This window comes from Mesorhizobium sp. M7A.F.Ca.CA.001.08.2.1, assembly GCF_003998455.1.
Classification (GTDB): domain Bacteria; phylum Pseudomonadota; class Alphaproteobacteria; order Rhizobiales; family Rhizobiaceae; genus Mesorhizobium; species Mesorhizobium ciceri.
This window is the reverse complement of record NZ_RZPW01000014.1, coordinates 1-24,330: the sequence shown is the minus strand read 5'-3', so window position 1 is coordinate 24,330 and position 24,330 is coordinate 1. Positions and strand designations below refer to the sequence as shown.

Below are 24,330 nucleotides of genomic sequence, written 5' to 3'. Positions count from 1 at the left end.
GTGTAGGGCTGGTCATAGGCGCCGTCGACAATGGTCTTGTCGGGACCGAGCGGCGATATCGAGGGAAACAGCCGGCGCAGCGTACCGGCGATCACCGATGGCGAGGCCATCTTCATGTCGACCGCGATCGGCATGCCATCGTCACCGAGCCGCGCCTGGAACTTGCCTATTGCGGCCGGTCGGTAGGCGTCGTGGCGCATGTCTTCTTCACGCGTCCAGGTCACCTTGATCGGGCGTCCGCCCGTCTCCTTCGCCATCAGCGCGGCACACAGCGCGTAGTCCATCTCGACGCGCCGGCCGAAACCGCCGCCCATGAAGGTGGTGTGCACATTGATCTTGTCCTGCTCGATGCCGACCGCGTTGGCGCAAAGCTGCCGCACCAGGGTCGGCGCCTGGTTGCCGCACCAGATGTCGAGCACGCCGTCCCTGAACTGTGCCGTGGCGTTCATCGGCTCCATCGTCGCATGCGCCAGATAGGGCACGGCATAGTCTGCCTCGACGATCTTTTCGCGCGGCGCGTCGGCAAAGGCGGTATCGACATCGCCATTGTCGCGCATCACCGATCCCTTGGTGCCGAGCGCCTGCTTCAGCACGTCTGAAATGGCGGCGCTGCCGAGCGGGTATTCGGGATCGGACCACTGGGCGTCGATCGCCTCGGCCGCCTTGAATGCTGCCCATGTATTATTCGCGATGATACCGAAGCCATGGCCGTAATTCGTCTCGAGCGGCACGATCTTGATCACCCCAGGCATTTTCTCGGCTTTGGAGAGGTCCGCCTTGACCGGCTTCGACCAGAAGCGCGGGCTCATCTTGACCGTGCCGTAGACCATCTCCGGCAGCCGGACATCGATGCCGAAGATCGGCGCCCCGGTGAGCTTTGCCAGCATGTCGATGCGCTTCTGCGGCTTTCCCAGCAGCTTCCAGTCGGCCCGGTCCTTGAGCCTGACTTCGGCCGGCGGCGCCATCACGGCGGCAGCCGCGGCGACCGCGCCGTAGGTCAGCGATTTGCCCGACGCCTTGTGCAGGATCGAACCGTCGGCCGTTTCCAGATCGGCCGCCGCGATACCCAGTTTTTGCGCTGCCGCTGCGACCAGCATCTGCCGGGCAGCGGCACCCGCTTGCCGCATCTTGTCAAAACCGTCGCGTGTCGAAGCCGAACCGCCGGTGCCCTGCAGGGCAAGGAATTTGCCGACCACACCGAGACCGGAACGCACCGCCTGCGCGGTCATGCTTTCATCGAAGAAGGCGAACGGACCGCCCTCCTCGAGGATCGCGGCGTTGTAGTAGGCATGGGATGCCGGTCCATGCTCGACCATGACCCGGTCGAGCCCGACGTCGAGTTCCTCTGCGACCATGGCCGCCAGCGTCGTCGAAATGCCTTGCCCCATCTCGGCGCGCGGCGCGACGATGGTGATGGTGTTGTCGGCGCCGATTTTCACATAAGGGTTGAACGTCGCCTCGCCCTTGCCAAGCTCGGCCTCGAGCGGGTTCGGGAACGGCTTGCGATAGTAGTAATAGCCGACGGCAACGCCGCCAGCGACAGCGGCAGCGCCAATCAGAAACGTGCGGCGGGCGATCTTTCCGACCCTGGCCATGGTCAGAGCCCCGCCGTCTTGAGCGCCGCGGCCTTTTTGATGGCCGAGCGGATTTTGGGATAGGTGCCGCAGCGGCAGAGATTGCCGCCCATGGCGTTGTCGATGTCGGCATCGCTTGGGTCGGCGACTTCATCGAGCAGCGCCACCGCGCTCATGATCTGGCCGGCCTGGCAGTAGCCGCATTGCGCGACCTGTTCCTCCAGCCATGCCTGCTGCACCGGATGCAGTCCGCCTGCCGTGCCGATGCCTTCAATGGTGGTGACAGCGCCGCTGACCTGCCCAACTGGGAGTGAGCAGGAACGCACCGGCTGACCGTCGACATGCACAGTGCAGGCGCCGCAGGCGGCGATGCCGCAGCCAAACTTTGGCCCGGTCTTGCCAATGAGATCGCGCAGTGCCCACAGCAGCGGCATGTCCGGATCGGCGTCGATATCGAATGACTGACCGTCGACGGTGAGGCGCATGGGATACCCTTTGTTGTCGTCCACTGCCAAGGGCGAAGCGGCCTCCCGGCCGTTTCGCTCCGATACAGATTGACAAATTTCGTCATTTTGTCAATTAGGATTTTGCAGGATAGAATTGCTCTATGAACCAGATCGAAGACACCGCCACCGCCGATCCCAAACGCGTCCGTATTCTGGATGGCGCGATGAAGGTGTTTTTGGCCTATGGCTTCTCGCGCACCACCATGGACGACATTGCCCGTGCCGCCGACATGTCGCGCCCGGCGCTCTATCTCCTGTTCAAGAACAAGACCGACATTTTCCGCGCCATCGCCATGATGATCCTGTCGCGCTCGGTCGAGGCGGCAAGGTTTGCCCTATCCGGCGACGGCCCTTTCACCGAGCGCATGATGCGAGCCATCGATGAGGCCTTTATCTCGATGATGAGCGCGGTCGTTGCCTCGCCGCACGGCGCCGAATTGCTGGACATGAAATCGAGCCTTGGCGATCTGGTGGGCTGCTGGCGCGGCGGGCTTGGCCAACACATCGGCGCCGCGATAGAGGGCGAGGCAGCCAGGAACGGCGTCGATCTGGCGGCCAGGGGCCTGTCGGCGCAACTGCTTGCCGACATGCTGCTCGACGGGCTGGAAGGCATGAAGGCGCGGATCAGAGATCCGGAAGGGCAGCGGCAGGCAGCCGCTGCCCTGATCAGGGTGATCGACCTGACCTTGAAAGCATGATTGCGGACCAATCGATGCACATCGATTGGTCGCTCAGGCGCGCCGGCGCTCTGCCTCCGGGTTCTTGCGGGCCGCAAGAAATTCCTTGACCCGCCGGCCGGGTGCCGGACCGCGCACCGGCTTGTAGCCGTCATCCAGTTCGCCGGAGAGATCGAGCGTCGGTCGCTTGCCGACGGCGTCGTAATTCTCTTCCAGCCAGTCGCTGGCGGCGGTGCGGCCGAGATCTCTGAGGTAGGTCAGAAACGCCCATTCGGCGTTGACCTTCGAGGACGCCGACAGGTCCTTGAACGCCTCGTCGGCATCGATGCGGTGCATGCGGATGTCGCGATACTCGCCATGCGGCAGACGGCCGGCGGCGATCAGCTCCTTGACGAAGGCAATCGAGCGGAATTCGCGCAGCAGCCCGGCGTTGAAGGTGATCTCGTCGATGCGGTTCTGGATCTCGTTGGCGCTTCTTGGTGTTCCCTCGCGCACCACCGGATTGATCTGCACCAGAAGCACGTCCTCGGTCGCGGCCGTCTTGAAGAACGGATAAAGCGCCGGATTGCCGCCATAGCCGCCATCCCAATAGGGCACGCCCTTGATCTCGACGGCGCGGAACAATTGCGGCAGGCAGGCCGAGGCCATCACCGTATCGAGGTCGATCTCCCCGTCGGAAAAGACGCGCAACTGTCCGGTCTCGACATTGGTCGCCGAGATGAACAGTTCCATCGACTTGCAGGCGCGGACGTTCTCGAAATCGATCTCCTGCTGCACCACGTCGCGCAGCGGATTGAGGCCGAGTGGGTTGGCGACATAGGGCGAGAACACCCGCGACATGGTATCGAAGAAGAGATAGCCGGGCGTGTTCTCGATCGACCAGTTGCCCCAGGCGACGTCCCACGGCATGCGCTGCACCGGGCTGAACCGCCCCTTGGCCGCCACCGCGCGCCAGAAATCGTCAAGTTTTTGCCGCGCGCCTTCGACACCGCCGCGCACATATCCGTCGGCCAGCGCCACCGCGTTCATGGCGCCGGCGCTGGTGCCGGACACTGCTGATATCTCCAGCCGTCCGTCCTCCAGCAGCCGGTCGAGCACACCCCAGGAAAAGGCCCCGTGCGAGCCGCCGCCCTGAAGCGCTACGTTGATCTTCTTCGTCTCCTCCGCCTTGCCGTTCTTGGTCATGGCGTCGTCCTTGATCTGTCCCTTTGGGTGGATGAGAGAGTTTTGCGCCTCACGCGGCGGTCCAGCCGCCATCGACCGAGAGATGCGTGCCGTTGACCTGCGCTGCCGCGTCCGAGCACAGGAACACCGCCGCTGCCGCGATCTGCTCCACCGTGACAAATTCCTTGGTCGGCTGCTTGTCCAGCATGACCTCACGGACGACGGTCTCGCGGTCCATCTGATGGGCTTTCATCTGGGCGGGGATCTGCGCCTCGACCAGCGGCGTCAGCACATAGCCGGGGCAGATGGCGTTGCAGGTGATTTTTTCGCGCGCCAGTTCGAGCGCAACGGTTTTGGTCAATCCCATGATGCCGTGCTTGGCCGAGACATAGGCCGATTTGAACGGCGACGCGACCAGGCCATGCGCCGAGGCGATGTTGACAATCCGGCCGCCGCCGGCCTTTTTCATCAGCGGGATGGCGGCCGCGATGGTGTGGAACGCCGACGACAGGTTGATGGCAATGATGGCGTCCCATTTCTCGATCGGGAACTCTTCCACCGGCGCGACATGCTGGATGCCTGCATTGTTGACGAGAATATCGACCGAACCGAATGTCTCGGCCGCCTTGGCGATCAGCGCCCGGCATTCGGCCGGCTTCGACATGTCGGCCTTGATATAGGCCGTCTTCACCTTGTGCTGTCTGGCGATCGCGTCAGCGATGGCGTGGTCGGCAGCCGTGTCGGAGAAGGAGTTGACGACGACATTATGGCCTTCGGCCGCCAACGCCTGGGCGATGGCCAGGCCAATGCCCGATGTGGAGCCGGTGATGACTGCGGTTTTTCTGGCGGCCAAGGTCGAAATCCTCTGGTTGCGGCAAGAGCGATCTTATGTTGCAGTGCAGCATATATGCTCAATGCGACGCAATAACAGCGGCCAGAATTTTTCGACGAGATGAAATTTTCGTCATGGGCGGCCACACGGCCGCTCACCAGGAGGATTCTGATCGGATCGGTGTCGCTCGCCAGGCGCCGAAAGAACCTCAGGCGACCAGGTCCGGCACCGGCCCGACATAGCGCGACTGCGGTCGGATCAGCCGTCCAGTCGTCTGCTGTTCACGCGCATGCGCGATCCAGCCGGCCACGCGCCCGGCGGCAAAGACATTGCTGAAAGCTTGCGGCGGAAAGCCCGCCGCTTGCAGCACCAGCGCGGTGTAGAACTCGACATTGGTCTGCAGCGAACGCTGCGGCTTTGCGATCCTAAGCACCTCGAGCGCCGTTTGCTCGACGGTCTCCGCAAAGGCCAGCCGGCGACCGGTTTCGCCCTCGCCGCCGAGTTGCCGCACGACGGCCTTCAGCACATCGGCGCGCGGATCGCGCACACGGTAGATGCGATGGCCGAACCCCATGATGCGCCTGCCCTGCGCGATCTCGTTGCGCAGCCAGCCGGCGGCATCGCCATGCGCCTGGATCGCATCCAGCATCTCGATGACAGGGCCAGGCGCGCCACCATGCAGCGGCCCTTTGAGCGCGCCAAGCCCGGCCAGCACAGAGGATGTCTGGCCGGCCTGCGTGGAGGCGACCACGCGCGTCGCAAAGGTCGATGCGTTGAGGCCATGGTCGCAGACGGTCACCAGATAGGTGTCGAGCGCTTTTGTGAGCGCCGGCGAGGCGACGCGGCCGCTCAGCATCCTCAGCATGTCGGCGGCATGATCGGTGCGGCTGTCCGGCGCGATCGGCTGCTCGCCGCGCCGCAGGCGCAGCAGCGCCGGCGTCAGCACGGCGGGCGCCGCGATCAGCAGCAAGGCGTCGGTCAAGGTCTCGCCATCCGGCAGCTGCGCGATGCCGGCGCGCATGGCGCTGTAGACATCGAGGGGCGCCAGCAAAGGCAGCGAGGGCAAGAGCCGTTCGAACACGTCCGCACGCGCCTGTCCCAGCGCCCGCGTCAGTTGCGCATCATCGGGAAGGTCGTTGAAAAAGCCATCCAGCAGCAGCCTAACCACCTGGGCATAGTTCCAACGGCCGGCCAGTTCCGGCAGCGAATGACCTCGGATCGTCAGACGGCCGCCAAGACCATCCACATCGGAAAGCACGGTTTCCGCCGCCACCACATCATCGAGCCCATTCGCCATAGCCTGTCTCCTTGAAGCATTTCCGGATCGGAGATAGAGATGGGCAACGTTTCCATCAATCTTGATCAATAGAATCAATATCAGGGCTCGATATGTCCGAGTGGTTGTCCCGGGAAGAGGCGCTGGAGAGACTCAAGGTGCGGGCGCAGACGCTGTACGCCTATGTCAGCCGTGGGCGCATCGGCATGCGGCCCGACCGCGCCGATCCGCGCCGCAGCCAGTACCGCGCCGACGATATCGCCGCACTGGCGACCCGCCGGGCGCGCGGCCGCAGCCCGTCAGTCATCGCCGAAAGCGCCATCGCCTGGGGCGAGCCCTCGATCGTAACGGCGATTTCGACCGTCTCGCACGGTCGGCTCATCTATCGCGGGCAGGACGCCGCAGTGCTCTCCGGGCACGCCACACTGGAAGAAGCCGCCGCCGTTCTGTGGGCTCTGCCGAAACCGGTGGCTTTCGAAGCAGCGTCGCCGGACGCACCCCATCAAGCTGGCCGAGCCTCGGCCTTTGCGCAACTTGCCGTGCTTGCCGGCCAGGGGCGCCCGTCGCTCGGGCGCAGCGCCGCCTCGCTGCATACCGATGCCGCGCACGCGGTCGGCGTGCTGGCCGCCGCGCTGGGCGCACCGGCGGGGTCAAATCCCGTCCATCAGCGGCTTGCGCAGGACTGGTCGGTGGATGCCGGCCGCGCCGATGCGATCCGCCGTGCGCTTGTCCTGCTTGCCGATCATGAACTGAATGCGTCGACCTTCGCCGCGCGCGTCGCAGCCTCGACCGGCGCGCCGCTGGCCGCTTGCCTGCTGGCAGGGCTCGCGACGCTGTCAGGCCCGCGCCATGGCGGCGCCGGCGAGGCGGTGATGCAACTGGCGGAGGATGCGGCGCGGCATGGCGCCGATGCGACGATCCGGCGCTGGCTCAGCCATGACCGGCCGCTGCCGGGGTTCGGTCATCAGCTCTATCCTGACGGCGACCCCCGCGGGGCGGCGCTGCTGTCGGTGATCGAGGTTGACGGCACACTATCGTCGCTGCGCGATGCTGCCTTTGCGGCGACCGGCGCGCTTCCCAACATCGACTTTGGGCTGGCCGCGCTGACGCGCAGCCTAGGCTTGCCGCGCGATGCACCGTTCCGCCTGTTCGCGCTCGCACGCAGCGTCGGCTGGGCCGCGCACACGGTCGAACAGATAACAAGCGGAAGTGTCATCCGGCCGCGCGGCCGCTATGAGGGCGTGCTGGTGTAAGGTCGCAAGAACGCCAGGCGCTCAGGACATCGTGTCGAGCTTGCGCTGCATGGCCGCGATCTGGTCCTTCAGTTCCTGAAGATCGTCGGGCTTGTCAGGCGTTTCCTTCCTGGCCGGCTCGGGCGACGTCGCAGCGGCTGGCGTGGACCCCGCAGGCGGGAACGGCGTGAACAGCCGCATCGCATTCTGGAACATTTCCATGTTGCGGCGTGTCTGTTCCTCCAGCGCCTTGATCGGCGTGGTGATCTTCATCATGTCGAGCGGCGACTTGCCGAGCGCCCCCTTCATCTGCTCGCGAAAACGCTCCTGCTCCTTGGAAAAGGCAAGCATCGACTGTTCGAGGAAGCTCGGGACGATCATCTGCATCTGGTCACCGTAATAAGCGATGAGCTGGCGCAGGAACGGGATCGGCAGCATGTTCTGCCCGTCCTTGTTCTCCAGTTCGAAGATGATCTGGGTCAACACCGGATGCGTGATGTCGTCGCCGGTCTTGGCGTCCTGGACGGTGAACTCCTCGCCCTTCTTGACCATCTCGGCGAGGTCCTCGAGCGTCACATAGGTGCTGGTGCCGGTGTTGTAGAGGCGGCGATTGGCGTATTTCTTGATGATGATCGGATCGTCTTTAGCGGCCATCTACATCCTCCCGGGGACACCGGCGCGCCTCTGAGTAAGCCGCCGATAACGATTGTGCCTTTTTTGAGGATATGCGCAAAAGCCTCACAATTCCAAGCAGTTTGTGCAGTGCGGGATCACTAAATGCTGCATGGCAGGCAAAATATGCTGCGCAGCAATGGACGAATGGCCGCCATGGCAAGGCATGGCCTGCTTGCGGCGCATGGGCGCCATGCCCATTTCCGGTTTGACTTGGGGTTGGGAAAGGGCAAGAAAAGTCCCCAACGACAGAGCAACACCCTTGAAGTCTGGAGAAGAAAATGTCCGCTTCCATCGTCATTGCCAGTGCGGCGCGCACGCCGGTCGGCTCCTTCAACGGCGCTTTCGCCGCCACCCCGGCGCATGAGCTCGGCGCCGTCGTCATCACGGAATTGCTGTCGCGTGCCGGCGTCGAACCAGGCGAGGTCGACGAGGTCATCCTCGGCCAGGTGCTGACCGCCGCGCAAGGCCAGAACCCGGCCCGCCAGGCATCGATCAATGCCGGCCTGCCCAAGGAAACCACCGCCTGGGGCCTCAATCAGGTTTGCGGCTCGGGCCTGCGCGCCATCGCGCTCGGCATGCAGCAGATCGCCATCGGCGATGCCAAGGTGATCGTCGCCGGAGGCCAGGAATCGATGTCGCTTTCGACGCATGCCCAGCACCTGCGCGCCGGCGTCAAGATGGGCGACTTCAAGCTGATCGACACCATGATCAAGGACGGGCTGTGGGACGCCTTCAACGGTTACCACATGGGCAACACAGCCGAAAACGTCGCGCGTCAGTTCCAGATCACCCGCGAAGACCAGGACCAGTTCGCGCTCGCCTCGCAAAACAAGGCCGAGGCCGCGCAGAAGGCCGGCAAGTTCAAGGACGAGATCGTCGCCGTCACCATCAAGGGCAAGAAGGGCGACACCATCGTCGACCAGGACGAATACATCCGCCACGGCGCCACGATCGACGCCATGACCAAGCTGAAACCGGCTTTCGACAAGGACGGCACGGTAACCGCCGCCAACGCCTCCGGCATCAATGACGGCGCCGCCGGCGCGCTGCTGATGAGCGAAGCGGAAGCGGTGAGGCGCGGCATCACCCCGCTGGCGCGCATCGTGTCCTGGGCAACCGCCGGCGTCGATCCGCAGATCATGGGCACCGGACCCATTCCCGCCTCGCGCAAGGCCTTGGAGAAGGCCGGCTGGTCGGTCGGCGATCTCGACCTGGTCGAGGCCAACGAAGCCTTTGCGGCGCAGGCCTGCGCCGTCAACAAGGACATGGGCTGGGATCCCTCGATCGTCAACGTCAATGGCGGCGCCATCGCCATCGGCCATCCGATCGGTGCGTCCGGCGCTCGCGTCTTCAACACGCTGGTCTTCGAAATGCGCCGGCGCGGCGCCAAGAAGGGTCTCGCTACCCTGTGCATCGGCGGCGGCATGGGCGTCGCCATGTGTGTCGAAGCACTCTGAAGAAAGTCACTAAAAGGGCGGCGTGCATGCATGTCGCCCAAAAGCGCGCAGCGGTTTTGGGAACACCGACATGCATAAAACCAAACATCTGAAGCGCATCGCCTGAATCTACCTCAGCGCGACGCGCTTTAGCCGCCCGTTCTGTATCCAGTGCCTGCCAAGCCCGACAACAGGGCGATATCAAAAAAGGGGAAATGCATGACCAAGGTAGCAATCGTCACAGGCGGATCGCGCGGCATCGGCGCGGCGATCTCGATCGCATTGAAGACCGTCGGCTATTCGGTTGCGGCGAACTATGCCGGCAATGACGCCGCAGCGGCGAAATTCAAGGCTGAGACCGGCATTCCGGTCTACAAATGGTCGGTCGCCGACTATGATGCCTGCGCCGCCGGCATCAAGCAGGTCGAGGCCGATCTCGGCCCGGTCTCGGTGCTGGTCAACAATGCCGGCATCACCCGCGACGCCATGTTCCACAAGATCACGCGCGAGCAGTGGAAAGAGGTCATCGACACCAACCTGTCCGGCGTCTTCAACATGACGCATCCGCTGTGGAGCGGGATGCGCGACCGCAAGTTCGGCCGCATCATCACCATCTCCTCGATCAACGGCCAGAAGGGCCAGGCCGGCCAGGTCAACTATTCCGCCGCCAAGGCCGGCGATATCGGTTTCAGCAAGGCTCTCGCCCAAGAGGGGGCGCGCGCCGGCATCACGGTCAACGTCATCTGTCCCGGCTATATCGCCACCGAGATGGTCAAGGCGATCGACGAGAAGGTGCTCAACGAGCGCATCATTCCCCAGATTCCTGTCGGCCGCCTCGGTGAGCCCGAGGAAATCGCGCGCTGCGTCGTCTTCCTCGCATCCGAAGATGCCGGCTTCATCACCGGCTCGACCATCACGGCCAATGGCGGCCAGTATTTCGCCTGACGACGGCGATGTAGGCGCAGAGATCGACGGGCCGGCGCGCCGGCCCGTTTTCGTTGGCGCCATGGTCCTTCGAAGTGACAGCACGGCTGCTGACCCAATCCGGCACGCAGAGGTTAACAGCGGCCCGGCCGGCCTGTGCGAAACCAGCTTCCAAGCCTGTGGATTCTCGGTGGATAAGCTGTTCACAACACAAGATATTGAGGTGAACAAAACGGGAAAATTCCGCCATCACTGATTCGTCGCCGATTCGTTCCGGCTTTGAGCTGAACGTTAACGACGACAGCCGGAATCCCCTGCCAATTGCTTAACGCAGATTAAGAAAGATCAACAATTTCATAACCTTGGTCGAGGCACGCCAAGCCATTGTGATCGTTTATCGGCAAAGGTTAATGGCAATGCCCTCTTAGCACGAAACGGGCCAGTTCAGCGATTCAGCATGTGGTGCGTGTCGTGGTCGCGAAATCCACATATAGCCGTGAACAAAAGCTGAATCTGCAGGAGTCACTGATTCGTCGCCGATTCGTTCCAGACTCGTTCTATCCGTTAATCCGCATCTGATTGAGAGCTTGACAGAACCACCTTCTGGCCGCCGACGGAACATTCCGCTTTCGCTTCGCGCCCGAAATCCCTATGTGTCGCCTGTCATACGCGCCCATTTGAGGCACGCTCCCGACAACCAGAGGCCAGAAGCCTTATCTCCAGGTCCCGGAAGCCTTATTCTAGGTTGATGAACATCCAGCCCAAACACACTGAGCCGCTGATCCTGTCGGGCCGCGACGTGACCGCCGTGCTCGGGCCGACCAACACCGGCAAGACCCATCTCGCCATCGAGCGCATGGTGGCGCATGAGAGTGGAATCATCGGCCTGCCGCTCAGGCTTCTGGCGCGCGAGGTCTACGCCCGCGTCTGCGAAAAGGTCGGCGCCCACAAGGTTGCGCTGATTACCGGCGAGGAAAAGATCCAGCCACCGGGCGCCAAATATTCGGTCTGCACCGTCGAGGCCATGCCGCGCGAGACCGACGCCGCCTTCGTCGCCATCGACGAGGTGCAGCTCGCCGGCGACCTCGAGCGCGGCCACATCTTCACCGATCGCATCCTGCACCTGCGCGGCCGCCAGGAAACGCTGCTGCTGGGCGCCGCCACCATGCAAAGTATCCTGCAGCGCCTGCTGAGGGGTGTCTCGGTGGTGACGCGGCCGAGGCTGTCGCATCTTGCCTATGCCGGCTCCAAGAAGCTGACCCGCCTGCCGCGGCGCACGGCGATCGTCGCCTTTTCCGCCGACGAGGTCTACGCCATCGCTGAGTTGATCCGCCGCCAGCAGGGCGGTGCCGCCGTCGTGCTCGGCGCGCTCTCGCCGCGCACCCGCAACGCCCAGGTGGCGCTGTTCCAGTCCGGCGATGTCGACTACCTCATCGCCACCGATGCCATCGGCATGGGTCTCAACCTCGATCTCGACCACGTCGCCTTCGCCCAGAATCGCAAGTTCGACGGCTTCCAGTACCGCAATCTGACGGCGGCCGAGCTTGGCCAGATCGCCGGCCGCGCCGGCCGGCATCTGCGCGACGGCACGTTCGGTGTCACCGGCCAGGTCGACCCGCTGGACGAGGATCTGATCAAGAAGATCGAAGGCCACGACTTCGACCCGGTGAAGGTGCTGCAATGGCGCACCGCACATTTCGACTTTGCCAGCCTCGACGCGCTGAAGCGCTCGATCGAAACCAACGCCCCGGTCGAGGGACTGACACGGGCATTGCCTGCCGTCGATGCACAGGCGCTCGAGCATCTGTCGCGCGACGAGGACATCCGCGCACTCACCACCAATGCCAAGCGCGTGGCGCTGCTGTGGGAAGCCTGCGCGCTGCCCGACTACCGCAGGATCGCGCCGGCCCAGCATGCCGACCTCATTGCCTCGATCTACACGGACCTCGCACGCCACGGCCATGTCGACGAGAATTACATGGCCGAGCAGGTGCGCCGCGCCGACACAACAGAGGGCGACATTGATACGCTCTCGCATCGCATTGCCCAGATCCGCACCTGGACATTCGTGTCGAACCGGCCCGGCTGGCTGGCCGATCAGGCACACTGGCAGGAAAAGACGCGCGAAATCGAAGACAGATTGTCGGATGCGCTGCATGAGCGGTTGACGAAACGCTTCGTAGACCGCAGGACTTCCGTCCTCATGCGGCGCCTTAGAGAAAATACCATGCCTGAAGCCGAAATTAGTTCTACCGGAACCGTCCTTGTCGAAGGCCACCATGTCGGCGAGCTGCAAGGGTTCCGCTTCACCGCCGACCAGACCGCCGGCGGCGAAGACGCCAAGGCGGTGCGCACCGCTGCCCAGAAGGCGCTGGCCGCCGAGTTCGAGGCGCGCGCCGAACGCTTCGGCGCCTCGGCCAATGGCGATATCGCGCTCGGGTCAGATGGCACGCTGCGCTGGATCGGTGCGCCGATCGGCACGCTTGTATCAGGCGAAGACGCGCTGAAGCCGCGGCTGGTGCTGCTGGCCGACGAACAACTGACCGGCCCGGCGCGCGACAAGGTCGCCGCACGTGCCGAGCGTTTCGTCAATTTCCAGATCGAGTCGCTGCTGAAGCCGCTGGTCGACTTGAAAAACGCCGACCAGATTTCCGGCATCGGCCGTGGCATCGCCTTCCAGCTGGTCGAGAATTTCGGCCTCATCAACCGCCGCGACATCGCCGAGGAGATGAAGTCGCTCGACCAGGAAGGTCGCGCAGCCCTTCGCCGGCTTGGCGTGCGCTTCGGCGCCTACCATGTCTTCGTGCCGGCGCTGATCAAGCCGGCGCCTGCCGGGCTGGTGACGCTGCTGTGGGCGCTGAAGAACGACGGCAAGGACAAGCCAGGTTTTGGCGACGTGGTCCATGCGCTCGCCTCGGGTCGCACCTCGGTGGTCATCGACCCGGCCTTCGACAAGACCTTCTACAAGCTTGCCGGCTACCGCAATCTCGGCCGTCGCGCCGTGCGCATCGACATCCTGGAACGGCTGGCGGATCTGATCCGCCCGGCGACCAACTGGAAGCCCGGTCTCGGCCAGCGCCCGGACGGCGCCTATGACGGCCAGTCCTTCATGGTGACGCCGCCGATGATGTCGATCCTCGGCGCCACCGCGGACGACATGGAAGAGATCCTCAAAGGTCTCGGCTACCGTGCCGAGCCGAAGCCGGCCGTCGAGGTCAAGGCGCGGCTCGAAGCACAGGACAATGCCGCGCGCGAAGCAGCGATGGCGAAGCTTGCGGCGGAAGAGGCTGCACGAGCCGAGCAGACCAAGGCGGCGGACGCCGCAGCAGAGGCAGCAGTCGAAGGGTCGGAGCCGGCATCGGACGCAGTGGCCGTTTCGGAAACGGCGACCGAAATCACCTCCGACGCCGCGGCGGAACCTGCTGCGCCTGCCGTGGAAGAACAGGCGGACGCTCCGGTCGAAACCGTGCAAGACGAAGCGCCTGTTGCCGAGGCTGCTCCTGAACCGGAACCGGTTGAACCGCAGGCAGAGGCTGAAGCTGCCGAGACTGAAGCCGCAGCGGCAGAAGAAGTTGCACCGGCCGAGCTGGTGTCAAATGCCGCGCCGGCAACGGACGCCGCGCCGGACGAACCCGTGACGGTGACTGAAGCAGCCACCGGGGAACCCGCTCCGGAAGCCGAAGCGCCAAAACCCATCCTGTTGTGGCGTCAGGGTCGTTTCGAACAGCGCCCGCGCAACCGCGACGACAACCGCAGGAACAATCGCCCACGCAACGGACAAGCGCGCGGCCGAAGCGATGCGCCTGCGGACGCCGGCGCACCGAACGCCGCTGCACCCGGAGAGCGTCCGGCCCATGAAGGACGGCGCGATGGAGCCGGCAAGCCGCGCTTCGACCGCTCGAAGTTCAAACCCAAGCCGCAGGCCGAAGGCGAACAGCGACGTGACAGGCCGCAGGGCGAGCGTCCCGACCGCCGCGAAGGCCGTCCCGACTGGAAGGGTGGCAGGCCGGATGGCAAGGGTGGTCCGCAAGGCGGCAAGCCCGCCTTCCAGCCAAAGCCGCGCGAGGAGCGCCCGGTGCGTTTCGATCCGGATTCGCCCTTCGCCAAGCTCGCCGCTCTGCGCGACCAATTGAAGAAGTAGAACCCGGCTCGCTTCGATGGTTGCCGAAGGCCGCCAGCGCATCGACAAATGGCTGTTCTTCTCCCGCGTCGTGAAATCGCGCTCGCTGGCGGCGAAGTTGGTCGTCGCCGGCCGGGTCCGCATCAATCGCGACAAAGCAGCGCAGGCCTCAGATCAGGTCAAGCCAGGCGACGTCCTGACCATCACGCTCGAGCGGCGCATCTTCATCTGGAAGGTCCTCGGCGCGGGTGCGCGACGCGGCCCGGCCGAGGAAGCCCGTACGCTCTACGAGGATATGTCGCCACCGCCCGCACCGAAGGGCGAAGCCCCTCCCGATGCAATTCCGGGGCTGCGCGAGGCCGGCAGCGGCCGCCCGACCAAGAAGGAACGTCGCCAGACCGACCGATTGCTCGGCGAAGATTGATGCCTGGCGTCCAAAAACAGGCGGCGCTTGCCAGGATAACCACGTGTTTGAAGCAAAACTGAACCCGACAAACAGGAAGCCCTGCATGAGGTCGCCGGCCTCTGGGGCGCCGGCTGCCTGGAATTCCATTTCGAAACGCTGATGCCGACAGGAATGGCTGCCCTTGCAAGCAGCGGCCAAAGGCGTTACCTGACGGAAAAAGCCCAACAAAATGGGACGTCCCGGAGCCGACCGATGACCTATGTCGTGACCGACAATTGCATCAAATGCAAATACATGGACTGCATCGAGGTCTGTCCGGTCGATTGTTTCTACGAAGGCGAGAACATGCTCGTCATCCATCCCGACGAGTGCATCGACTGCGGTGTTTGCGAGCCGGAATGCCCGGCCGACGCGATCAAGCCCGACACCGAGCCCGGCCTCGACAAATGGCTGCAGGTCAACACTGAATACGCCGAGAAATGGCCCAACATCACCGCCAAGAAGGAACCGCCGGCAGACGCGAAATCCTTCGACGGCGAGGCCGGCAAGTTCGAGAAATACTTCTCCGCCGAGCCCGGCGAAGGCGATTGACAATACGGCCGGAAAGGCCGGTATTACGCAGGGTAAGAGGCACGTCACATTAACCGGCTTGACAGCCGGCGCCGGGTTGTGGCCTTCGCGTATGCAGCAAAACCTTGATTCTTCCGACTTTTTGTGTTACATCAGCGAAACATGCCGGTGACACAACGTCGATTTATGGCGCAGACGCCCCAAATCACTGAAAGGTGAAAATCCCATTCGGACCAGAGCGATCTGGGCCAGGCGGTCGCGATGTTGCGGTTTGCCGGTCCGGCTTTTCCGATGGGTTCATCTGTTGTGCGGCTAACGGTCGGTTTCTCCGATCGCGCGAGTTCGGGCCGGCAGGACGCCGGTACCACAACAAGGAGTTCAGTGCGCAATGGCAACGATCACCCCGCAGAAGAAGTCCACCGCTGCGCGTCACGGTTTCAAGACCGGCGAGTACATCGTCTACCCGGCGCATGGCGTCGGCCAGATCGTCTCGATCGACGAGCAGGAAGTTGCTGGACACAAGCTGGAACTGTTCGTCATCGACTTCTCGAAGGACAAGATGCGCCTGAAGGTGCCGGTCGCCAAGGCGACCTCCATCGGCATGCGCAAGCTGTCGGAAGAGGATTATGTCGAACGCGCGCTGAAGGTCGTGCAGGGCCGCGCCCGCGTCAAGCGCACCATGTGGTCGCGCCGCGCCCAGGAATATGATGCGAAGATCAATTCGGGCGACCTGATCTCGATCTCGGAAGTCGTGCGTGACCTCTACCGCGCCGACAACCAGCCGGAGCAGTCCTATTCCGAGCGTCAGCTCTACGAGGCGGCGCTCGACCGCATGGCCCGCGAGATCGCGGCCGTCAACCGCATGTCGGAAACCGAAGCCGTGCGCTTGATCGAGGTCAACCTCAACAAGGGCCCTAAGCGTGGCGCCAAGGCCGACAATGAAGAGGCCGAGCAGGAAGAAGCTGCCTGATCTTTCTCACCTTTCGAGAAATCCTGCCAGAAACGATTGGAGGCTCCGGTTTGACCGGGGCCTCTTTTGCTTTCGGGCGGCAGCTTCGATGTTGGTAGGCCCTGCGCACCAGCGTGCTGCATCGCGGCTTGCCGGCGCGCCGAGCCGTCGAGCGCGCGTTTTCGTTTTAACGTGTGTCGCCACTTATCGCCTTGCCGCCAAAGCAGACCGCGGCAATGGTCTCGCGCAATTCCTCGTCGGCGATCGGCTTGTGCAGGATGCGGCTGCCGCTGGCGCTGATCTCCTTGAGGCGCGCCGGCGACGTATCGCCAGTAATGATGATGGTCGGGACAAGCCGGCCGATATGGGCGTGAAGCGCACGGATCGCGTCGGTGCCGGTGGTGTCATTCTCGAGACGGTAGTCTGCGATGATCAGGTCGACCGGCGCATCGCCGGCAGCCAGCGCCGCCGTATGGGCCTCCTGCGCCTCTGCGGCGGAGCGGCCGGGATAGACACGATGTCCCTCCAGGCTGAGCAAGCGCACCATGGCATCGAGAACGTCGCCCTCGTCCTCGACCACCATGATGCCGGCGGCACTGCTGGCCGGCGATGTCGTGTCGACCTCCAAGCGAGCTTGCACCGCGCCGGCCTTCGCGACGGTGATGGAAAACAGGGAACCGCGCCCGGACGTCGAAGCCAATTTCAGGGGGTGCCCCAACAGCTCGGCGGTGCGGCGAACGATGGCGAGCCCGAGTCCCAGGCCTTGCGTGCGGTCCCGCGCCGGGTTCTGCAACTGCACGAACTCCTCGAAGACCATCCCCTGCTGATCGGCGGGGATGCCGGGGCCGCTGTCGAGGACCTGTATCTCCACACATGCGCCGCGCCGGCGACAGCCCAGCAGGACACCACCTTGCTTGGTGTAGCGAAGGGCATTCGAGACCAGGTTGTTGAGGATGCGCTTCAACATCATCGGGTCGCTGTCGACGTAGAGACTGCTGTCTACCACGCGCCACGTAAGTCCGCGTTGTTTTGCCTCGGCGGCGAATTCATTGCGAAGATCACCAAAGAGGTCGCGCAGCGGCACCGCCTCGCTCGTGACCGTGACGATGCCCGCATCGAGCCGCGAGATATCGAGCAAAGCGTTGAGCAGCCCACTGAAGTTGCTGACAACCGATTTCGCCCGGCTGGCCAGATCGCGCGCCTCGCCGGAGGGTACGTCGCCGCGCTGCCCCAATATGGCAAGCGTCGAGACCAGCAGGCTCAGGGCATGGATCGGTTGGCGCAGATCGTGACTCGCCGCCGCCAGAAAACGCGTCTTGGCACGGTCGGCGGTCTGCGCCCTGTCGCGTTCCTCTTGCAGGTGCTCGACCAGCGTTTCGTTCTCCAGTCGCAGGCTGACGGTTTCGCGCAGCATGCGGTAGGTGATACGGCAGTAGTAGAAATTGATCGCCACCAGCGATGCGAGCAGGAACAGGAAGGCGCCGGAAATATCGCTTTGGGTGGTCAAGCAGCGCAAGGCGACCGGCACCACCGTGGCCAGGATGGAACCGACCAGCGCCGGCGGAAAGGCCGACAGCGACGGCACCGTACCGCAGACGAGACCAGTCAGGACGATGACCGTGAAGGACAGCACGATCGGCGCCTCGGGCATAAAGCCGACCCAGCCAAGCACCCCCCACAGAAGGCCCGACATACAGGAAAACGCCGTGGCCAGCCATGCCCAGCGCAAGATCGAGCCGCGATCCCTTGAGCGGCTGAAAAAACGGCGCGACGCCAGCACCCGGATAGCCGTCAGCAGATACAGCGCCACCAGCCAGCCGGTCAGCCAATTGGCGGAAACGGCCGTTCTCAGAACATAGACCGCCGCCATCGAGATCACGATGTTGGAGATGACCACGCCGTAGGAATTGCGATACAGGAGTTCGACCAGGGCCTGGCGTATCTTGTCTTCCTGCATCGAATCCCTCCAATTGTCCCAAGTAATTCTCCGGCCGGTCTTCCCCGGTACCGTTGATCTACCGGCAACCTGTTTCGCATAAGTTGGCGATCGATCCATATACGCCGCTGCAGCCCTGGATGGTGCCCCGATGAACCGCTCGCTCACCGCCATACTCGCCGACGACCATGCCATCGTGCGCGAGGGGCTGAAGCTGCTTATCTCGGCTATGGACAATGTCTCGGTCGTCGCCGAGGCTGCGGATGGCGAGGCGCTGCTTGGCCAGCTGCGAAGCACGCGCGCCGACCTTTTGATCCTCGACCTCGGCATGCCGGGTGTGGCCGGGATGCAGTTTATCGCCACCATCAGGACCTTGGCGCCACGCCTGCGGATCGTGGTGCTGACGGCCAATGTCGAGCCGAGGACAGTACGCGCCGCGCTCAGCGCCGGCGCCAACGCCTACCTGACCAAGGATGGCGATCCCGAGGAACTCGGCGCTGCCATCGAAGCGGTCAAGAACGGAGGCACCTATCTGGCGAAAACCGTTCGCTTCGCGGTCAGCGATATAGGCAGGGACAGCGAGCCGATAGCCGCGCAGGAAATCCTGTCCCCGGTACCGCTGACGCGGCGCGAACGGCAGATCCTTCAACTGGTGGCGCAAGGCATGATCACGCGCGACATCGCCGAACGACTGGGCATCAGCCTGCCGACCGCTCGCAAACATCGCGAAAATCTGATGGGCAAGCTCAGTCTCCACAACACCGCCGAACTGACCGCCTACGCGGTTCGTCTGGGATTGCCCACCGGCTGATATCGCAGCCGCGACAATGGGCAACCCGGCAACGTCCCCTTAACCATCGGCAGATTAGCCAAACCCGATCATCATCCAAATACGGCATCCGCCGTATGTTTTCGGCCTGCCCCCCGGCCTACTCCTCCCACGGCTTGATCATGGGAGGAGCTGTCATGCCATCGCTGGATCTCTGGATTCCGTTCGCCCTCGCAACGCTCGCCTTCGCCTGCATGCCAGGACCGGCGATTCTCTACATGACAGCGCAGACGCTGGCCCATGGCCGTCAGGCCGGATTGATGGCGGCACTGGGTGTCCATCTTGGTTGTTACGTGCACATCCTGGCCGCGGCGGTCGGGCTCGCCGCACTGATGGAACACGCGCCGGTCGCTTTCTTGGTGATCCGATGGGCGGGCGCCGCATATCTCATTTCGCTGGGCCTTGCCATGTTCCTGGGCTGGAACCGGATGGGTGAGGATGGTGCCAGGCCGGCCCCGAATACATTTCGCGACAGCATGGTCGTCGAGATCCTCAATCCCAAGACGGCACTGTTCTTCCTGACCTTCCTGCCGCAGTTCGTGGATCCGTCAGCCGGCATGGCCGTCGGGTTGCAGTTCCTCATCCTCGGCATCATCGTCAATCTCATCTTCTCGATGGCCGACCTTGCGGCGGTCGGCATCGCCTCGCTCGCCGTTGGCCGGTTCACTGGCGCCGGATGGGTGATCCCCAAGACATGCGGTTCGATCCTCATCGGACTTGGCGTGGCGCTCGTCAGCCATCATATCTGAACCTGCAAATGAAGAGCCGCGATTTCGGGGGAGATCTGACGGTGAAATTTCAGCGGCTGCTGGCGGCAAGGCCCGATATGCCGAAGGATGGCTGACGGCCTGCTCGCGCATCCGGCAAGATATACCGGAACCGGCGCGCCTTCGGGGCCATCGCCCGAATTCTACAGACCCTAGGCCGCGCCTACCCGCCGCCGCCTTCCTTCTCAGCCTCCTGCTTCAGCGTCGCAATGAACCGCTTCGTCCGTTGCTGCTCCGGATTGTTGAACAGCACCGCGGCCGGTCCCTTCTCGACGACGACGCCGGCATCGAGGAACACCACTTCCTTGGCGATCTTGGAGGCGAGGCGCAGATCATGCGTCGCCATCACCATGGTCGTGCCTTCACTGGCGAGCTTGCCAAGCACGTCGACCACCTCTTGCGCCAGTTCCGGGTCGAGTGCCGAGGTCGGCTCGTCGCAGAGCAGCACTTTCGGCGACGGCGCCAAGGCGCGGGCGATCGCCACGCGCTGCTGCTGGCCGCCCGACAGCGTCGCCGGCCAGGCGTCGGCCTTGTGCGCCATCCCCACCTTCTCCAGCAGAGCCAGCGCCCGCTCGCGTGCCCTCTCAGGCGCCCATTTCAGCACCGTCACCAGCCCTTCCATGACGTTCTCGATCGCGGTGCGATGCGGAAACAGCTGGAAGTTCTGGAACACCATGCCGGTCTGCAGCCGCAGGCGCTGGATATCCCTGGCCGGAACCCTGCCACCAGGATGGAATTCGAGCGTCTCGTCGCCGATGCGCACCGTGCCCGAGGTCGGGATCTCCAGGAGGTTGATGCAGCGCAGCAGGGTGCTCTTTCCCCCGCCCGACGGGCCGACCAGCGCCGTGACGCTGCCTTCGGCAATGGTGACCGTCACGCCCTTCAACACGAGATTGTCGCCAAAGCGCTTTTCGATGTTGCTGAGGCCGATCATGAGCGTGCCTCCAGGAAGCCGCCATAGCGGTTGAGCCGGGTCTCCAGCCGCGTCTGCAAGGCCGACAGCACCGAACTCAGCGCCAGATAGAGGATCGCCGCCTCGACATAGAGGATCAGCGGCTCATAGGTGGTGGCGACGATGCGCTGCGCCGCCTGGAACATCTCCGGCACGGTGATGGCGGCGGCCAGCGACGTATCCTTGACCAATGAGATGAAGGTGTTGGAAAGCGGCGGCACCGCGACCCGGCCGGCTTGCGGCAGGATGGTGCGCCGCATCGCCTGGCTCCAGGTCATGCCGATCGAATAGGCCGCTTCCCACTGGCCCTTCGGCACCGACCCTATGGCCGCGCGGATGATTTCCGACGTGTAGGCGCCGATGTTGAGCGTGAAGCCGATCAACGCCGCCGTGAAGGCGTCGAGCAGGATACCGACCGACGGCAGGCCGTAGAAGATAAGGAACAGCTGCACCAGCAGCGGCGTGCCGCGGAAGATCCAGACATAGAAGCGCACCAGCGCGACCAGCGGTTTCGGACCAAACAGCCGGGCAAGCGCCGCACCCAACCCAACGGTCAGTCCAAGGACGAAGGACAACAGCGTCAGCGGCACGGTGAAGATCAGCGCCGCCCACAACAGCGAAGGCAGCGACTCCAGCATCAGTTGCAGCCAGTGCGGCACGTAAGACCCTCCAAATAAGTCGAGGCTTTCGTCGAGGCGCGACATATCACGACAAAAGCGGCGGACCGTCAAAGACGACTCGCCGCTCGATATGTCCTGTGGGCCGCGGAGCGGCCCGCCTCATAGATTACTTCGAAACGTCCTGGCCGAAATAGGTGTCGGAGATTTTCTTATAGGTGCCGTCGGCCTTGATGTCGGCCAGCGCCTTGTTGATCGCCGCGACCAGCTCCGGATCGCCCTTGCGCACGATGACGCCGGAATAGTCGGCGTTTTCCTCTTGCGCGGCGATCTTCACATTGGCGTCGGGCTTGTGCTTCTTGAAGTCGAGGAACGACAGGCTGTCATTGATCGTGGCGTCGGCACGGCCTGTCAGAAGCAGCTGGATCGATTGGTCGAAGCCATCGGTGCCGACCAGCTCGGCGCCGTTCGTTTCGGCCAGCTTGCCGAAATTCGAGGTCAGCGACTGCGCCGACTTCTTGCCCTTGAGATCGGCAAAGGTCTTGATGTCTGTGTTGTCGCCGCGCACGATCAGCACCGCCTTGGAGGCGATGTAAGGATCGGAGAAGTCGTACTTGGCCTTGCGGGCATCGGTGATGCCGACCTCGTTGATGACGGCGTCATAGCGATTGGCGTCGAGGCCGGCGATCAGCCCGTCCCACTTGCCTTCGAGGAATTCGACCTTGACGCCGAGCTTGTCGGCGATCGCCTTGGCGATTTCGACGTCGAAGCCGACCAGTGCGCCCGAAGTGTCATGATAGGTGAATGGCGCATAAGTGCCTTCCGTGCCGACCTTGATGACCCCGGCCTGCTTGATCTGGTCGAGATTGGCGCCGGCATGGCCTGCGGTGACAGCCAAGGCCTGCAGCGTTCCGGCGATGATGAGCGACTTGAGCCATTTCATTTTTCTGTGATCCCGTCCTTGGCCGGCCGACCGGCATATTGTGAGCGATGGAAACTGACAGATGCAAGCCGAAAAAATAAGGAACAGAATTCCAAAAACAACCAGTTTCTGAAATCGGATACTCAAACTGGCGCTTTCCAGCCGGCACCAGAACTGTCGCGGATCATCCCCGGAGCCCGTCGGGCAACACATACCCGCAGCCACGGTCGCGGAACCTTTCCCGCGCATGGCAGTTCTGGCTGTTCTAGGGCACGACGCCGCCATTTCAACCCAGGCGCCAGCCAAGTTTGCAAAGTCATCCGCACCACCCAGGGAGCGCCTCATGATGGAAGACACGGCAGGACGGATCATGGTCCGCGCGGCGATGAAGGCTCCCTACCTCGAGCGTGACGAAGAGCATCGGCTTGCATTGCTCTGGAAAGAGGACAACGACCAGAACGCGCTGCACAGCATCACCGTCGCGCATATGCGGCTGGTCATTTCCATGGCCTCCAAATTCCGCCATTACGGCCTGCCGCTCGGCGACCTGGTCCAGGAGGGTCATGTCGGACTGCTCGAGGCCGCTGCCCGCTTCGAGCCGGAGCGCGAGGTGCGGTTCTCGACCTATGCGACATGGTGGATCCGGGCCTCGATGCAGGACTACATCCTGCGCAACTGGTCGATCGTGCGTGGCGGCACCAGCTCGGCGCAGAAGGCGCTGTTCTTCAACCTGCGACGCCTGCGCGCGCGGCTGGCGAATGGCGCCGAGCCACTGTCAAACGCAACGCTCTATCGCGAAGTATCGGAAGCACTCGGCGTCTCCGAAGCCGACGTGGCGATGATGGATTCGCGGCTGTCGGCTCCCGACTCCTCACTCAACATGCCGGTTGCCGACGATGCGGGTTCGACCGAGCGCATGGAATTCCTGGTCTCGGACGATCCGCTGCCCGACGAGATCGTCGGCGACAAGATCGATGTCGCGCGCCGCTCGCTCTGGCTGAGGGAGGCGCTTCGCGCGCTCAACGCACGGGAGTTGAGGATCATCGAGGAACGCCGGCTTAACGACGAGGGCGCGACGCTGGAAGCGCTCGGCGAAACCCTCGGCATCTCCAAGGAACGCGTCCGCCAGATCGAGGCCCGCGCCATGGAAAAGCTGAAGGTCGCGTTGGTGAAGCAGAATCCGGAGTTCATGGCGACTGCCGCCTGAACGGCGGCAGGCGTCCGGAGGTGCCTACTTGTCCGTGACGATCTTGACCTTGTCGCCGGCCGAAACCGCGGCACCAGGCGACAGCGCGTTGAGGACGCGGAACAGGTCGAGCTTACGGTCGACGCCGACCATCTGCGCCGAAAGCGAACCCATCGTCTGCCCAGGCTGGACAGTGACGACGCGGATGCGCAGCGGCTTCAGCGCCGCCTTTTCGGCGGCACTCAAGATCCGGAACGAGCCGCTGACCGAGCGGGCGATTGTGTCCAGCGACGTGCTGGCCGAAGGGGCCGCGGTCAGCAGCCGATAGACCTGGCCGCCGGCGCGGATCACCGCAATGTCGAACTGCCAGCCTTCGGCGCCGGCATGCGCGGTCGCTGCCTCGTTGCCGTTGATGGTTTCCTGCCTGACGCTGCTGTCGACGAGACCAGCCACCCAGCCGCTGCGGATATAGTCCGTCAGCGCCCGGTTCTTGTCGATCGACACGCCATCGAAACGGATCGCTATGTCGCCGGGGCCGGTGGCCGTCACCGCTGCCGCCGAATTGTCGATGATGAAGCCGTCCGGTACCGTGAACGAAACGCCAAGGCCCGGATGCAGGAAGGTTTCGCCGCGCACATAGCCTTCTTCCGGCGTGTCGCCATAGAGCAGGCCGTCTATGCCGGCGAGGAAGGAATCGCGGTCTCGCGTGCCGACGCCCGGCGCGCCGAACTGGCGGGCATGGCGCTGCGCCAGATCGATGCGCTGCGGCGTATTGGGGTG

General features: G+C 63.7%; 22 protein-coding genes and 1 pseudogene. 11 read left to right on the top strand and 12 right to left on the bottom strand.

Annotated features, from left to right (window positions below):
* Positions 1-1,595: molybdopterin cofactor-binding domain-containing protein (locus EN914_RS02005; protein ID WP_164778645.1), on the bottom strand; the 1,595-nt coding region annotated here is incomplete at its 3' end.
* A 2-nt stretch (positions 1,596-1,597) separates the two neighbouring features.
* A complete protein-coding gene (locus tag EN914_RS02000; protein WP_013529191.1) occupies positions 1,598-2,059 on the bottom strand; it encodes a (2Fe-2S)-binding protein in 462 nt (153 codons plus the stop codon).
* Between the two features lie 122 nt (positions 2,060-2,181).
* On the opposite strand from EN914_RS02000, the gene EN914_RS01995 reads away from it, so the two are divergent.
* A complete protein-coding gene (locus tag EN914_RS01995) occupies positions 2,182-2,778 on the top strand; it encodes a TetR/AcrR family transcriptional regulator (protein WP_013529190.1) in 597 nt (198 codons plus the stop codon).
* A 33-nt stretch (positions 2,779-2,811) separates the two neighbouring features.
* Here the strand turns inward: EN914_RS01995 and EN914_RS01990 are convergent, their stop codons facing one another.
* The 3 genes from EN914_RS01990 to EN914_RS01980 all read right to left on the bottom strand — a co-directional run bounded on the left by EN914_RS01990 (position 2,812) and on the right by EN914_RS01980 (position 6,050).
* Positions 2,812-3,942, bottom strand: coding sequence for a patatin-like phospholipase family protein (locus tag EN914_RS01990; protein ID WP_013529189.1), 1,131 nt, complete (start codon positions 3,940-3,942; stop codon positions 2,812-2,814).
* Positions 3,943-3,991: 49 nt separating this feature from the next.
* A complete protein-coding gene (locus EN914_RS01985) occupies positions 3,992-4,774 on the bottom strand; it encodes a 3-hydroxybutyrate dehydrogenase (protein ID WP_081714253.1) in 783 nt (260 codons plus the stop codon).
* Between the two features lie 187 nt (positions 4,775-4,961).
* Positions 4,962-6,050 carry a citrate synthase/methylcitrate synthase gene (locus EN914_RS01980; RefSeq protein WP_024502946.1) on the bottom strand — a complete coding sequence of 363 codons (1,089 nt, stop codon included), beginning with the start codon at positions 6,048-6,050 and terminating at the stop codon, positions 4,962-4,964.
* A 92-nt stretch (positions 6,051-6,142) separates the two neighbouring features.
* On the opposite strand from EN914_RS01980, the gene EN914_RS01975 reads away from it, so the two are divergent.
* A complete protein-coding gene (locus EN914_RS01975) occupies positions 6,143-7,282 on the top strand; it encodes a citrate synthase (RefSeq protein WP_024502945.1) in 1,140 nt (379 codons plus the stop codon).
* Between the two features lie 21 nt (positions 7,283-7,303).
* On the opposite strand, the gene phaR is transcribed toward EN914_RS01975, so the two are convergent.
* Positions 7,304-7,915, bottom strand: coding sequence for a polyhydroxyalkanoate synthesis repressor PhaR (phaR, locus tag EN914_RS01970; RefSeq protein ID WP_013529185.1), 612 nt, complete (start codon positions 7,913-7,915; stop codon positions 7,304-7,306).
* 84 nt (positions 7,916-7,999) lie between these two features.
* Positions 8,000-8,128: a hypothetical protein gene (locus EN914_RS39825; RefSeq protein ID WP_255337222.1), complete on the bottom strand. Its 129-nt coding sequence runs from the start codon at positions 8,126-8,128 to the stop codon at positions 8,000-8,002.
* A gap of 86 nt (positions 8,129-8,214) precedes the next feature.
* On the opposite strand from EN914_RS39825, the gene EN914_RS01965 reads away from it, so the two are divergent.
* From EN914_RS01965 to EN914_RS01935, 6 genes are all read left to right on the top strand, one after another.
* The gene (locus tag EN914_RS01965; protein ID WP_024502944.1) at positions 8,215-9,393 is read left to right on the top strand and encodes an acetyl-CoA C-acetyltransferase; all 1,179 of its coding nucleotides are present in this window, start codon (positions 8,215-8,217) and stop codon (positions 9,391-9,393) included.
* Positions 9,394-9,591: 198 nt separating this feature from the next.
* Positions 9,592-10,317 (top strand): acetoacetyl-CoA reductase, encoded by a 726-nt coding sequence (gene phbB / locus EN914_RS01960; RefSeq protein WP_013529183.1) that lies wholly within the window; start codon positions 9,592-9,594, stop codon positions 10,315-10,317.
* A gap of 727 nt (positions 10,318-11,044) precedes the next feature.
* Positions 11,045-14,437 carry a helicase-related protein gene (locus EN914_RS01950; RefSeq protein WP_024502943.1) on the top strand — a complete coding sequence of 1,131 codons (3,393 nt, stop codon included), beginning with the start codon at positions 11,045-11,047 and terminating at the stop codon, positions 14,435-14,437.
* Between the two features lie 16 nt (positions 14,438-14,453).
* Positions 14,454-14,840 (top strand): RNA-binding S4 domain-containing protein, encoded by a 387-nt coding sequence (locus EN914_RS01945; RefSeq protein ID WP_013529181.1) that lies wholly within the window; start codon positions 14,454-14,456, stop codon positions 14,838-14,840.
* A 234-nt stretch (positions 14,841-15,074) separates the two neighbouring features.
* Positions 15,075-15,413, top strand: a complete 339-nt coding sequence (fdxA, locus tag EN914_RS01940) for a ferredoxin FdxA (protein WP_013529180.1) — start codon at positions 15,075-15,077, stop codon at positions 15,411-15,413.
* A 367-nt stretch (positions 15,414-15,780) separates the two neighbouring features.
* The gene (locus EN914_RS01935; RefSeq protein WP_013529179.1) at positions 15,781-16,362 is read left to right on the top strand and encodes a CarD family transcriptional regulator; all 582 of its coding nucleotides are present in this window, start codon (positions 15,781-15,783) and stop codon (positions 16,360-16,362) included.
* 166 nt (positions 16,363-16,528) lie between these two features.
* Here EN914_RS01935 and EN914_RS01930 read toward each other — a convergent pair whose 3' ends face one another.
* Positions 16,529-18,298 (bottom strand): ATP-binding protein, encoded by a 1,770-nt coding sequence (locus EN914_RS01930; RefSeq protein ID WP_024502941.1) that lies wholly within the window; start codon positions 18,296-18,298, stop codon positions 16,529-16,531.
* Positions 18,299-18,428: 130 nt separating this feature from the next.
* Between EN914_RS01930 and EN914_RS01925 the strand changes: the two genes are divergently transcribed.
* Positions 18,429-19,088, top strand: coding sequence for a response regulator transcription factor (locus EN914_RS01925; RefSeq protein WP_024502940.1), 660 nt, complete (start codon positions 18,429-18,431; stop codon positions 19,086-19,088).
* A gap of 155 nt (positions 19,089-19,243) precedes the next feature.
* Complete coding sequence (locus EN914_RS01920) at positions 19,244-19,855, top strand: LysE family translocator (RefSeq protein ID WP_024502939.1); 612 nt, start codon at positions 19,244-19,246, stop codon at positions 19,853-19,855.
* A 181-nt stretch (positions 19,856-20,036) separates the two neighbouring features.
* Here the strand turns inward: EN914_RS01920 and EN914_RS01915 are convergent, their stop codons facing one another.
* The 3 genes from EN914_RS01915 to EN914_RS01905 all read right to left on the bottom strand — a co-directional run bounded on the left by EN914_RS01915 (position 20,037) and on the right by EN914_RS01905 (position 22,385).
* Entirely contained in the window at positions 20,037-20,807 is a 771-nt protein-coding gene (locus EN914_RS01915) for an amino acid ABC transporter ATP-binding protein (RefSeq protein WP_013529175.1), read from the bottom strand.
* Positions 20,804-21,484: an amino acid ABC transporter permease gene (locus EN914_RS01910; protein ID WP_013529174.1), complete on the bottom strand. Its 681-nt coding sequence runs from the start codon at positions 21,482-21,484 to the stop codon at positions 20,804-20,806. Before EN914_RS01910 ends, EN914_RS01915 begins: the two co-directional genes overlap by 4 nt.
* A 127-nt stretch (positions 21,485-21,611) precedes the next feature.
* Positions 21,612-22,385, bottom strand: a complete 774-nt coding sequence (locus tag EN914_RS01905; RefSeq protein ID WP_013529173.1) for an amino acid ABC transporter substrate-binding protein — start codon at positions 22,383-22,385, stop codon at positions 21,612-21,614.
* Between the two features lie 322 nt (positions 22,386-22,707).
* Here EN914_RS01905 and EN914_RS01900 point away from each other — a divergent pair, with 322 nt between their 5' ends.
* Positions 22,708-23,571, top strand: a complete 864-nt coding sequence (locus EN914_RS01900) for an RNA polymerase factor sigma-32 (RefSeq protein ID WP_013529172.1) — start codon at positions 22,708-22,710, stop codon at positions 23,569-23,571.
* A 24-nt stretch (positions 23,572-23,595) separates the two neighbouring features.
* On the opposite strand, the pseudogene EN914_RS01895 reads toward EN914_RS01900, so the two are convergent.
* Positions 23,596-24,330 (bottom strand): annotated as a pseudogene (locus EN914_RS01895) (metalloprotease); the annotation flags it as partial.

Excerpts from the sequence above, each read along its gene's own strand:
- EN914_RS39825 (WP_255337222.1), bottom strand. The coding sequence starts at position 8,128 with ATGGCGCCCATGCGCCGCAAGCAGGCCATGCCTTGCCATGGCGGCCAT.
- phaR (WP_013529185.1), bottom strand. The coding sequence starts at position 7,915 with ATGGCCGCTAAAGACGATCCGATCATCATCAAGAAATACGCCAATCGC.
- EN914_RS01915 (WP_013529175.1), bottom strand. The coding sequence starts at position 20,807 with ATGATCGGCCTCAGCAACATCGAAAAGCGCTTTGGCGACAATCTCGTG.
- EN914_RS01925 (WP_024502940.1), top strand. The coding sequence starts at position 18,429 with ATGAACCGCTCGCTCACCGCCATACTCGCCGACGACCATGCCATCGTG.
- EN914_RS02000 (WP_013529191.1), bottom strand. The coding sequence starts at position 2,059 with ATGCGCCTCACCGTCGACGGTCAGTCATTCGATATCGACGCCGATCCG.
- EN914_RS01920 (WP_024502939.1), top strand. The coding sequence starts at position 19,244 with ATGCCATCGCTGGATCTCTGGATTCCGTTCGCCCTCGCAACGCTCGCC.
- EN914_RS01990 (WP_013529189.1), bottom strand. The coding sequence starts at position 3,942 with ATGACCAAGAACGGCAAGGCGGAGGAGACGAAGAAGATCAACGTAGCG.
- phbB (WP_013529183.1), top strand. The coding sequence starts at position 9,592 with ATGACCAAGGTAGCAATCGTCACAGGCGGATCGCGCGGCATCGGCGCG.
- EN914_RS01980 (WP_024502946.1), bottom strand. The coding sequence starts at position 6,050 with ATGGCGAATGGGCTCGATGATGTGGTGGCGGCGGAAACCGTGCTTTCC.
- EN914_RS01975 (WP_024502945.1), top strand. The coding sequence starts at position 6,143 with ATGTCCGAGTGGTTGTCCCGGGAAGAGGCGCTGGAGAGACTCAAGGTG.
- EN914_RS01945 (WP_013529181.1), top strand. The coding sequence starts at position 14,454 with ATGGTTGCCGAAGGCCGCCAGCGCATCGACAAATGGCTGTTCTTCTCC.
- EN914_RS01935 (WP_013529179.1), top strand. The coding sequence starts at position 15,781 with ATGGCAACGATCACCCCGCAGAAGAAGTCCACCGCTGCGCGTCACGGT.
- EN914_RS01995 (WP_013529190.1), top strand. The coding sequence starts at position 2,182 with ATGAACCAGATCGAAGACACCGCCACCGCCGATCCCAAACGCGTCCGT.
- fdxA (WP_013529180.1), top strand. The coding sequence starts at position 15,075 with ATGACCTATGTCGTGACCGACAATTGCATCAAATGCAAATACATGGAC.
- EN914_RS01900 (WP_013529172.1), top strand. The coding sequence starts at position 22,708 with ATGATGGAAGACACGGCAGGACGGATCATGGTCCGCGCGGCGATGAAG.
- EN914_RS01965 (WP_024502944.1), top strand. The coding sequence starts at position 8,215 with ATGTCCGCTTCCATCGTCATTGCCAGTGCGGCGCGCACGCCGGTCGGC.
- EN914_RS01930 (WP_024502941.1), bottom strand. The coding sequence starts at position 18,298 with ATGCAGGAAGACAAGATACGCCAGGCCCTGGTCGAACTCCTGTATCGC.
- EN914_RS01905 (WP_013529173.1), bottom strand. The coding sequence starts at position 22,385 with ATGAAATGGCTCAAGTCGCTCATCATCGCCGGAACGCTGCAGGCCTTG.
- EN914_RS01950 (WP_024502943.1), top strand. The coding sequence starts at position 11,045 with ATGAACATCCAGCCCAAACACACTGAGCCGCTGATCCTGTCGGGCCGC.